Genomic DNA, 8251 nt, shown 5'->3' with positions numbered 1-8251 from the left:
CCGCTGACCAGCACGTAGATGATCGCGGCGAACACCGCCTCATCAGGAGTGTTCTGCGTCCCGCCGCCCTGCGGCCGCACCCTCGCCGGCGGGATCAGCGGCCGCGCGAGCTCCCACAAGCCGTCCGGAACGATCCATCCCCACCGGTTACTCCCCATGCCCGGCCCAACGAGCCGATCACCACATAGGACACGCTCTAACAGGTCATCTCATTTGGTGTTCGGGGCGCTCAAAATGAGCAAGGCGAGCTGGTGCAGCCGTTGGTAGTACCGGCGGCCTGATGGGGCGCTGATCTGCGGAACGATTCGAGCCAGGTTCTCAAGGCGGGTCTGCAGGATGTGTCTGCGCTCCGGATCGAGAGCGCCGCCGTTGTTGAGCCACGTGCAGACGCAGCCTGCGGTATCCGCGTCGAGCATCACCATGTCGATGCCTTCGAACTCGACACCTCGCAGGCCGGCGGGGAAGTCGGCGTCGAGATGTTCCCGCCACAGTCGGGCCGCGTCCCGCATCCGCTCGGATCTGGTCACCTTCTACGACAGCGTCGGCGACGTCACCTGGGAGGAGGTCGGCAACGGCTGCTTCGTCGCTCCGGCAGCCGATGTCCTGCTCCGGTTCCAGCAGTACGGCGCGGTCGATGCAGGCGCGGACCAGAGGGACGGTGGCCTGATCGTCGGCTCGGACGGTGGCGGCCTGTCCTATGTCGCCAGCCCTGGCGGAGCCGTCTACCGGACGCGAACGGCCTCGCTGGACGAGCCCGAACTCGATCAAGTAGCGGGCGATCTGCGACAGTTCTTCGAACTGCTGAAGCAATCCCTGGCGCGGTTCGTCGCCAACGGCGAGCCGGGATGCCTGTAGCCGGTGCTTCAGCAGCTCACGGTGCGAGCCGCTGTAAGGATTCTTCCTCAGTGATCGCGGCTCCGGTCGCGCAGCCGCCTGAAGAGCCGACGACCAGCTCAGCCGGTGACTCGTGGGGTCTCCAGGGACCGGGCGAAGTCGGCGAGTGTGTGGAAGTCGTGTTCCCGTAGGCCGACCCGCGGGTTGACGTGGTGCAGAAGCCCGGGTCCTCGCTGGTGGGCGGTCACGTACGTCTGGTCCAGCGCGCTCTGTTCGTCGTCCACCCAGGCAAACGGACGGCCGTCGGCGTAGTCCACCAGCGGGCCGGTCTTCCAGTGGACTCCGTCAGGGCGCTCCTGGAGCAGGGCGCTGCCGAAGTCGACGAAGGGAAGCTCCGGAAGGCCGAGCGCCGGTGCGATCCACCGATTGGCGTCGCCCATCCATGTGGTGGCCCAGCACAGTTCGAAACCGAGCTGGAGCAGGATTCGTCCGTGCTCCGGGTTGAGCCAGACCCGCAGGGGGCGTCGTTGGGACGAGAGGCCCGTGTCGTCCTCATGGGCGTCGTTCCGGGGGACCCTGAGTGTGGTGTAGCCGGCGGGAGGCCTCTCCGGCTTGGCCGCGTAGGGGTTGAGTGGCCCGTCCACGTCGAGGAACAACAGTGGTCGGTTCACGTCTCCCCCGGATTCGCTCACTGCCGGCCGCCCCGGGCAGGGTAGCCGCAGACCCCCTGCCGGTGACGGCGCCGGACGTGTCACCGGGATGGTCGGAGGCGCGGATGGACAACGTGCCGGGCATGAACGCGGAGGTTGTGATCCTGTGGCGCTTTCTCCGAGTTGGGGTGCTGGGTGTGCTGCCCAGCGACGTTGCCCGCTCCTCGTCAGAGCCCTCGGCGGTCGAGGGCGGCGACCTCGCGCACGGCCTCGGCGACGGCGCGGAAGTCTTTCCTGAGGATCGCACCGTGGTTGCTCGCGACCTTCACGCTCTTGATGTTCGGGTTGCGGGCGGTGACCGCATCGAGGCTGGTGCGTATCCGTTCCTGCTCGTCACCGCGGCTTCCCAGGGACGTCCCCGAAGCGACCACGTACCGCACCGGGACGGCGATGCCGGCCAGCACGGGGCCCAGTTCGCGCTCACGGGAGAGCCGGCCGAGCTCGATGTTGCTGTTCGCCATCTGTTCGGCGGTCATTCGCGGGGCCAGCCCCGTCGGACGCAGCAGCGGCAGGAAGCAGCTCATCCGCTGGAACGACTTCCGGATCCGCTCCTCCATGGCCTCGTCGAGCCAGTCGTACGGGTACGCGCCATCGACCAGGACCGCGCCCAGGGCACGCTCCGGATTCCGGCCGGCCCAGTGCGCGCCGACGACCGCCCCGTAGGACCAGCCCACCACCAGCGCCCGATCCACTCCCCTGGCCTCGAGAACGGTATCGACGTCCCGGACGGCGGCCTCGAAGGAGTAGTCCGCCGAACGCTTCGACTTCCTGCCGCGGGCCCGCTCGTCGTAGGTGATGTGCCGCCACTGCGTGCCCAGTTCGCCGATGGTCCGTCGCCAGTATCCCTGCGTGGCGAACTGGCCGTTGAGGTAGATCACGGGGATGCCGGGGCCGCCGCTGTCGGTGACGGCCAGGGCCGTGTCGTCGACCGGCACCATGCCGGTCCACTGCGCGGTGGCCGGGGAAGTGTTGTCCTTCTTCATGTGTTCCTCCGTCATGTGTTCCTCCTGATCGCGTGAGAGCTTCCTGTACGGCTTCTCCCGGCCCCGCATGTGGATCGCGGGTTCCTCGGGCTGGATGGCGGTGCCTTCGGCGACGGCCGGCGGAATCGGCCGCGGTGAGTCCGGCCGGACCGTGCGGTTTCCGCTCTTTCAGCGGCTGTGGGCGGTGATGTCGCCGTGGGAGGTGGTGGCACGGATGTCGAGTTCGGCGGTGCCGTCGTTCTTCAAGGCGTTGCTGACGCGGCCGTAGGTGGTACCGGCGTCCAGGGCGGCCGGGACACCGGCTGCGGCGGCGATCGAGATATCGCCGTGCTCGGTGCGCAGCGTAACCGTGCCGCGCAGGGCCTCGGCGATGTGGATGTCGCCCTTCTGGGTGCTGATCTGTGCGGGGCCGCCCAGGCGGCCGACCGAGATGTCGCCGGCCTGCAGGGTGAGGCCGGCGCTCGCGGTCTCGTCGAGCTTGACTGTGGCCTGCGTGCCCTCGAAGGTGACGTCGCCGAGCCGTCCGACGCCCCGGAACTCGGCGAGGGCCGCCTTCGCCTCGACGCGAGAGCCGGCGGGCAGTTGGACGGTCACCTCGATGGATCCGGAGTCGCCGAGGATCCGGTTCTTCCCCGGAGAGGTCTCGATTCGCAGGACACCGCCACCATATTCGCACCTGGTCCGTTCGGCCGCCTTCACGTCGCGGCCGTTCGAGGGGTTCGCGGGCAGGACCTCGATCACGGTGTCGGCCCGGTCGGCGGCGATGAACCGGATGCGTCCCGCGGGGATGTCGAGGAGTGCGGAGACCGGGGCGGGGGTGTCGAACTTCTGCATCGTGCTCTCCCTTGGCTCGTTTTTTCTTACACCGGAAACGCTACGTTGCATTCAACTCCCCATCAACCTGCTTGTCGCACGGGAGGATCGTCACAGCAGGTAGAAGCCGATAAATCGTTGCAGCTCCGCTCAGGATTAACGCAACGACAATCGCCCACTCGTTGCAATGGGCTGAGTGTGAACGCTATCTTGAAGCCATCGGAAGAACGAGGGAGACCACGATGCCGGGAAGCAGGCTCACCCAGCAGGAACGCCGACAGATCGCGCAGGGACTGGCCGACGGCCTGGCCTACGCCGAGATCGCCAGACGTCTCGATCGTCCGACCTCGACGATCACGCGTGAGGTGATGCGCAACGGCGGCCCCGCCGGCTACCGGGCCGACCTGGCCCAGCGCGCCACCGAACACCGCACCCGCCGGCGCAGGCAGGCCGTGCCAGGAGAACCGCAGACGCTCCCGCAGGCCCACGGAGGTGTTTCCGAGGCTGTACGCGAGTACGAGGAGACATTCGCCGCCGCCTTCATGGCCTCGGGCATGCCGAGGATGATGTCCCGGGTGATGGCCTGCCTCACCCTCACCGACACCGGCAGCCTCACCGCCTCCGAACTCGCCCAGCGCCTCCAGGTCAGCCCGGCGTCCGTCTCCAAAGCGGTCGCGTTCCTCGACAGCCAGGGTTTCGTCCGCCGGGAACGCGGCGAACGCCGCCGCGAGCGCTACGTCGTCGACGACGACGTCTGGTACCGGTCGATGATGGCCAGCGCCCGTTCCACCGCCCAACTCGTCGACACCGCGCGGCAGGGCATCGGCGTCCTCGGCCACGGCACCCCGGCCGCCGCCCGCCTCGAGAACGTCGCCCGCTTCCTCGGCTTCGTCAGCGAGAGCATCGCCCGCGCCGCGGAGCAGGCCCGCGACGTTCTCCACACCAAACCCGGGACGACCTCGGACTGAGCCGATTCGGGGAGGACAGGACCCGGTTTCGTGCAGCGCGCACGCGGCTTCCGCACAGGAGAACGCGTACGCCACGTCCCGGAGGCGGGTGGCCGGGCAAGCCGTGCCGATGTCCCGGCCGACCACCGCGAGCGCCACACGGTCGAGTACGGAACCAAACCCCCAAAAGGCACCGCGCCGCCGCCGCGCGCTACGGCAAGCCGGCGGCCCGCTACAAGGCGACCGTCCTCGTCGCCGCCGTCAACGAGTGGCTGTGCCGCTCGGCCATGCCGGCGGTGGCCTTCGTCCCGGCCCGCGAAGGCGTCCTCGTCGACCAGGTTCACCCACTGCAGACTGCTCGCTGGGCCGACGACGCCGAGGGCGCGGCCGATCCGGCGGTGCTGCTCGGCATCCTGATCACACCGCTGCAAAGCGGCGTCCGTCCCACGGGAGGCAGTTGTGAACGAACGCGATGTCCTGCTCAACGAGCTCGCGCAGGGGCTGCGCCCGATGTCCGAGGGACTCGAGTGGTTCGATGGCCTCGGACGGGAAAAGCAGTCCGAGGTGCTGCTGTTCCTGCGCCATCACTGCGTTCAGGCGCGCGCGGTCACCGATGACGCACCGGAGAGCATCCGCCGTGCCGGGCTGCGCCCGACGCATACACCCGCAGTGCTGATCTCACGAGGCCGGATGGACGAGCAATTGGGAAAGATCGCCGGTCTCACGCCCCTGGACGAACGCCGCAAGGCGTTCCGGCTGCTGATCGCGGTGCTCGCGATCGCCGACGGACGGCGCCGCGAGCGCTTCTGCTCCGGCGGCTGCAGTCACTGGTGGCACAGACTGTCCGTCACCTGACAACCCAGCACCGCGCTATGAGGGCCACTTCCCAGTCGAACGTCTTCCGGGCAGCGGGTCAGTCCCGCCAGAAGTCCCAGTAGTGGGCGCCGGTGATCCGCTCGGCGTATGCGGCCAGTGTGTATGGCCTGCTGCCCTGCCAGATGTCGTCCGGGCAGAAGGCGAAGTGCTCGGCCGCGACCAGGAGAGCCTCGTACTCGTCCACGGGAGGCGAAGCGACGCTGAGGGCAGCAGCATGGAGAAGCCGACCCCTACGACACGAGCACCGAACCGTTGCCCCCGGCCTCGGACGACCGCTGAGAACTCCGCAGTGTCATTGTCGCAGTCACAGGGGCCGGATGCTGGGGGACTTGTCATGGGGTGTGCCGGTCGGCTGCGGGGGTGGGGCCGTCGCGGTGCGCCGATACGCGCTGGGGCTGATGCCGCGGGTTCGTTTGAACGCCGCGCTGAACGCGAACGCGTCGGAGTAGCCCACGGCGCGGGCGATCTCCGCGACAGTCGCCGTCTCGCGCTCGGTCAGCAGGTCCGCCGCGAGCGTCATGCGCCAGCGGGTGAGGTAGGTCAGGGGCGGTTCGCCGACCAGGTCGGTGAACCGCTTCGCCAGCGTGGCCCGCGACACCCCGGTCCGGCCGGCCAGCGAGGCAACCGTCCACGGCGCTGCCGGTTCCCCGTGCAGCAGGCGCAGCGCACCGCCCACCACCGGGTCGCGCCCGGCGGAGTACCAGCCCGGCGGAGTGCCGCCGGGCCGGTCGAAGTACTCGCGCAGCGCGCACACCAGCATCCAGTCCAGCAGCCGGTCGAGGACGATCTGCCGGCCCGGGGTGTCGGCGGCGACCTCGGCGGCGAGATGATCCCACACGGGGTCGGGTCCGCCGCCGGACCCCACGCGCAGTACGACGGGCAGTGCGTCCAGCAGCCTGCGGCTGATCTCCCCGTGCACCGGATAGGCGCCGACGACCAGGGTCGTCGTGTCCTCACCACCGGTACCGGCGTCGTGCCAGCCAAGCCGGTAGCGGGTCCCGCCCTGCTCGGGCGTCGAGCAGAACGCGCCGCACTCGACGGGTTCGGCCCGAGTGCCCACCTCGTCGACGAAGAGGAACGGCGCGGGGCCCCGCACGATCACTGTCTCGCCGACGCCCAGACGCTCGGGAGGGCGGCGCTCCGGCACGATCCAGCCGCCTCCGGAAAGAACGGTGCACAAGGTCAACGGCGCGCCGTCCACGAAGTGCAGCGACCAGGGCGGGGTCAGGGTCGAACTGCCGAACAACGAGCCCTGGGCCCGCACTCCGCGCAGTAGGTCGCCGAAAGCATCCACCCGCCAAGGCTAAACGATTCAGACGATTGCCCAGGTGCTCTGGCGTATTACCTATGGAATCGTCCGGGTGCGTGCCGTTGACTCGCTGCCATGAGCAACGACATCACTCTTGTCCCCGGCACGACGGGCAACACCGGCCGACGGGTGACCGCCCGGTTGCGGCTGCGCGACACGCCCGTGCGCGCCGCCTCCCGTTCCAGTCGGACCCCGTTCGACTGGTTGGGGTGCGCGCCGCGGACCTTCGAGGACTTCGTCCTGCGGGCCACAGCAGCGAAAGCCCAGCGGTGCTGAGTCCCACGGGCCCTGGCCTGGCGTACCGGGCTCCGGGAAGCGGAGCACCGCACGCCATCCCGCACATCCACACCACTTGTTGATGTCCGTATCCTCACGTAACTGGAGCCATCGATGCACGCCCTGCTGGTCGCCGCCAACCCCGACCCCCGGTCCCTGACGCACCACGTGCTGGGAAAACTCCAGGCAGCGCTCCGACCCGGTTCGGTCGAGATCGCCGACCTGGCCAAGGAGCGGTTCGACCCCCGGTTCACTCCGGCGGATCGCCGGGCGTACCACGACGGCGGCAACTATCCGGCTGACGTCACGGCTGAACACCGTCGTCTTGAGCGCGCCACCGATCTCGTGCTGATCTTCCCCGTGTACTGGTGGTCGATGCCTGCACTGTTGAAGGGGTGGATCGACCGTGTCTTCGTCAACGGCTGGGCCTTCGAACACTCCCCCGCTTCGGGTCTGCAGCCGAAACTGCAGAGCCTCACCACACATCTTCTCCCCATCGCCGGCGACGACTGCGGTGCATACGGGCGCCACGGATACGAGAGCGCACTGCGGACGCAGATCGAGCACGGCATCATCGACTACTGCGGCAGCCGGCGCGGCTCCACCGCGTTCATCTACGAATCCGAACAGCTCACCCCCGAGGCCATGGTGCGAGATGTCGACCGTGCGGTGCGGACCATCAGCGAAGCCATCCATGCCCGCCTGAAGGAATAAGGCAGGCCAGACAGCCTTTCAACCAGTGAGATGCCGCGGCAGAGCAGTCAGGGACGCCGGCTGCTGCGCTTCGCTTCCAAAGGGACATCGGAACGCCGAGCCGGCCCCGACACCAGACACGACGACCGTCTCGCCGTAAGAGTGTCACCTGCCACCGCGCAGCACCCCGCCGCCATTGTGCCCGTGCCGAAACAAACCCCCCACACGGAAAGGACGGCACCGCACTGGCCGACGGGTTGCTGTCCGCCATGGCCAAGACCGCAGCTGTCCCGGTCAGTCATCTTCTGGTCCTTGACGGCACCGGACTGCGGTGGTGCCGTACGGCGATGGACAGCATCGGTGAAGAACCCGCCCCTTGAGGGCCGCCGGGCCGGCCCTTGTACCCCTCCGGACGCAGTCGGCGTGCCCTGCCGCCGCTTGGGACGGCAGGGGTTCGTGGGGCGCTGCCCGGCGGCCGATGGTACGGACAGGCGACCGGTATCGCGTATGGACGCCGCCTTCGCCGCCAGGCTGCGCGCAGTGCGGCGGCGAGCTACCCGACTGCGTTCGTGCAGGTCCTGCTGTCCCCGCCTCGGCCGACCGGTACCAGGGGCAGGGAGTCGAGGGCCGTGTCCAGCTATCGGGATGGACGGCCTCGCGCTGGTCTACGGCCTCGGCGACTGGTTCACCCTGCTCGGCCTGCGCGACCGCGCCCAGGCGGTGGTCTTCGCCTACGAGTCGGGGCTGGTGACCGCGGGCGAATAGGTACGGTCCCGATCGCCTTGACGGCGGGTCAGCGGATGTCGAGCG

General features: G+C 68.9%; 11 protein-coding genes and 2 pseudogenes. 6 read left to right on the top strand and 7 right to left on the bottom strand.

Translation table 11 applies throughout. The features are described from left to right. Window positions 1-158 (bottom strand): annotated as a pseudogene (locus L7D48_RS22450) (IS5/IS1182 family transposase); the annotation flags it as partial. A 51-nt stretch (window positions 159-209) separates the two neighbouring features. Next, on the bottom strand, window positions 210-422 hold the full coding sequence (locus L7D48_RS22445; protein WP_237881831.1) for a hypothetical protein: 213 nt from the start codon (window positions 420-422) through the stop codon (window positions 210-212). A gap of 4 nt (window positions 423-426) precedes the next feature. On the opposite strand from L7D48_RS22445, the gene L7D48_RS22440 reads away from it, so the two are divergent. Further along, window positions 427-855: an SMI1/KNR4 family protein gene (locus L7D48_RS22440; protein ID WP_237881829.1), complete on the top strand. Its 429-nt coding sequence runs from the start codon at window positions 427-429 to the stop codon at window positions 853-855. A gap of 98 nt (window positions 856-953) precedes the next feature. Here L7D48_RS22440 and L7D48_RS22435 read toward each other — a convergent pair whose 3' ends face one another. The 3 genes from L7D48_RS22435 to L7D48_RS22425 all read right to left on the bottom strand — a co-directional run bounded on the left by L7D48_RS22435 (window position 954) and on the right by L7D48_RS22425 (window position 3361). Further along, window positions 954-1505, bottom strand: a complete 552-nt coding sequence (locus L7D48_RS22435) for a hypothetical protein (protein WP_237881827.1) — start codon at window positions 1503-1505, stop codon at window positions 954-956. A 206-nt stretch (window positions 1506-1711) separates the two neighbouring features. Further along, a complete protein-coding gene (locus L7D48_RS22430) occupies window positions 1712-2542 on the bottom strand; it encodes an alpha/beta fold hydrolase (RefSeq protein ID WP_237881825.1) in 831 nt (276 codons plus the stop codon). A gap of 153 nt (window positions 2543-2695) precedes the next feature. Then, entirely contained in the window at window positions 2696-3361 is a 666-nt protein-coding gene (locus L7D48_RS22425; RefSeq protein ID WP_237881823.1) for a DUF4097 family beta strand repeat-containing protein, read from the bottom strand. A 221-nt stretch (window positions 3362-3582) separates the two neighbouring features. Between L7D48_RS22425 and L7D48_RS22420 the strand changes: the two genes are divergently transcribed. Both L7D48_RS22420 and L7D48_RS22415 read left to right on the top strand, forming a co-directional pair. Beyond that, the gene (locus tag L7D48_RS22420; protein WP_237881821.1) at window positions 3583-4308 is read left to right on the top strand and encodes a helix-turn-helix domain-containing protein; all 726 of its coding nucleotides are present in this window, start codon (window positions 3583-3585) and stop codon (window positions 4306-4308) included. A gap of 438 nt (window positions 4309-4746) precedes the next feature. Continuing rightward, a complete protein-coding gene (locus L7D48_RS22415) occupies window positions 4747-5142 on the top strand; it encodes a DUF5958 family protein (RefSeq protein WP_237881819.1) in 396 nt (131 codons plus the stop codon). A gap of 58 nt (window positions 5143-5200) precedes the next feature. On the opposite strand, the gene L7D48_RS22410 is transcribed toward L7D48_RS22415, so the two are convergent. Continuing rightward, a complete protein-coding gene (locus L7D48_RS22410) occupies window positions 5201-5347 on the bottom strand; it encodes a DUF4253 domain-containing protein (RefSeq protein ID WP_237881817.1) in 147 nt (48 codons plus the stop codon). A gap of 120 nt (window positions 5348-5467) precedes the next feature. Beyond that, complete coding sequence (locus L7D48_RS22405; RefSeq protein WP_237881815.1) at window positions 5468-6457, bottom strand: AraC family transcriptional regulator; 990 nt, start codon at window positions 6455-6457, stop codon at window positions 5468-5470. A gap of 90 nt (window positions 6458-6547) precedes the next feature. On the opposite strand from L7D48_RS22405, the gene L7D48_RS29595 reads away from it, so the two are divergent. The 3 genes and pseudogenes from L7D48_RS29595 to L7D48_RS22390 all read left to right on the top strand — a co-directional run. Beyond that, entirely contained in the window at window positions 6548-6748 is a 201-nt protein-coding gene (locus L7D48_RS29595; protein WP_374493309.1) for a hypothetical protein, read from the top strand. Window positions 6749-6862: 114 nt separating this feature from the next. Beyond that, entirely contained in the window at window positions 6863-7462 is a 600-nt protein-coding gene (locus L7D48_RS22395) for an NAD(P)H-dependent oxidoreductase (protein ID WP_237881813.1), read from the top strand. Between the two features lie 669 nt (window positions 7463-8131). Continuing rightward, a pseudogene (locus L7D48_RS22390) lies at window positions 8132-8206 on the top strand (DNA-binding response regulator); the annotation flags it as partial. Window positions 8207-8251: the final 45 nt, after the last annotated feature.

This window comes from Streptomyces sp. ICN903, assembly GCF_022015835.1.
GTDB lineage: Bacteria > Actinomycetota > Actinomycetes > Streptomycetales > Streptomycetaceae > Streptomyces > Streptomyces fenghuangensis.
Note: the sequence above shows the minus strand (reverse complement) of the source record. Positions and strands in the feature narration are given on the sequence as shown.

Coding starts and splice junctions, on each gene's coding strand:
- L7D48_RS22425 (WP_237881823.1), bottom strand. CDS start 3,361: ATGCAGAAGTTCGACACCCCCGCCCCGGTCTCCGCACTCCTCGACATC.
- L7D48_RS22430 (WP_237881825.1), bottom strand. CDS start 2,542: ATGACGGAGGAACACATGAAGAAGGACAACACTTCCCCGGCCACCGCG.
- L7D48_RS22440 (WP_237881829.1), top strand. CDS start 427: ATGCCTTCGAACTCGACACCTCGCAGGCCGGCGGGGAAGTCGGCGTCG.
- L7D48_RS29595 (WP_374493309.1), top strand. CDS start 6,548: ATGAGCAACGACATCACTCTTGTCCCCGGCACGACGGGCAACACCGGC.
- L7D48_RS22445 (WP_237881831.1), bottom strand. CDS start 422: ATGGTGATGCTCGACGCGGATACCGCAGGCTGCGTCTGCACGTGGCTC.
- L7D48_RS22420 (WP_237881821.1), top strand. CDS start 3,583: ATGCCGGGAAGCAGGCTCACCCAGCAGGAACGCCGACAGATCGCGCAG.
- L7D48_RS22395 (WP_237881813.1), top strand. CDS start 6,863: ATGCACGCCCTGCTGGTCGCCGCCAACCCCGACCCCCGGTCCCTGACG.